Raw genomic sequence first — 823 nt, 5'->3', positions numbered from 1 at the left:
CATAAATTAACCTGCTTTTGATGTTGGATTGAACATATCAAAATCAGGCAATTACACAATTTTATGTACAGGCTCTCACGCACTGCTAATACTTCCGCATGGCCAGTGCAGTCGCCGGTTTCTCTGATATTGTTGGTGGTACTTACTAGCACTTCTCCGTCCTTTGCCACAATCACACACCCAAAAGGGAATCCTCCGAGTTCGGCTTCCTGTTGTGCCAAATGAATAGCCTGTCTTAAATATCTGGCATCCTTGTCATTTGTGTAAACTTCAATATTCATGCCTGGTAATTGCTTAAACTGGTTTTCAAGTGCAGTCATGTTTACACTCCTTTTCTCTGTTGGCATACTGACATAAACCAAGACCAACTCGCAGAATTTACTGAATAATATGGTTTCTCCAACCGCTGCCTAATGATTTTACCGGCCTCTAATGAAGGGAAACCACTACCAGGAACAATGACTGCACTAAAATTAGCGCGTTCATTCTTTAGTTGTTTAAAGGCACAATCTGCAATTGATTCGGGAGAAATATGCCAAACAGCACCGACATCAAAACGATCCTGACGTGGTATAAACTCCCACTTCCCTGTCAACTCATAGGGGACAGAGTATGGAATGACGATGCCATGATGTTGAAAGTAATTCCTAAATGCTTCTACGGTTTCGGGCGAGTACCACGGTGGAATAATCATAGCGATGGTATGGTGTTGCTGGTTGATTAATTCAGAAACAAGGGCTTTTACTGATGGGCGGATTCAACTCCGAAGTGCAACGCTAAGCCGCCAATCTTAGCTCTGCAAACACCACAGACGGTTGCCTGA

2 protein-coding genes are annotated in these 823 nt (G+C 43.3%); both read right to left on the bottom strand.

Annotated elements, in window-relative coordinates:
- On the bottom strand, nt 1–320 hold a 320-nt coding region (locus tag ACSZPU_RS26020; RefSeq protein ID WP_499004505.1), incomplete at its 3' end, for a tRNA-specific adenosine deaminase.
- Between the two features lie 2 nt (nt 321–322).
- Nucleotides 323–694, bottom strand: coding sequence for a hypothetical protein (locus ACSZPU_RS26015; RefSeq protein ID WP_499004503.1), 372 nt, complete (start codon nt 692–694; stop codon nt 323–325).
- Nucleotides 695–823 lie beyond the last annotated feature (129 nt).

Origin of the sequence: Phytobacter sp. V69 (assembly GCF_965644215.1) — a bacterium.
Classification (GTDB): Bacteria; Pseudomonadota; Gammaproteobacteria; order Enterobacterales; family Enterobacteriaceae; genus Phytobacter.
The sequence above is the reverse complement of the archived record's forward strand: the minus strand, read 5'-3'. Positions and strand labels throughout refer to the sequence as shown.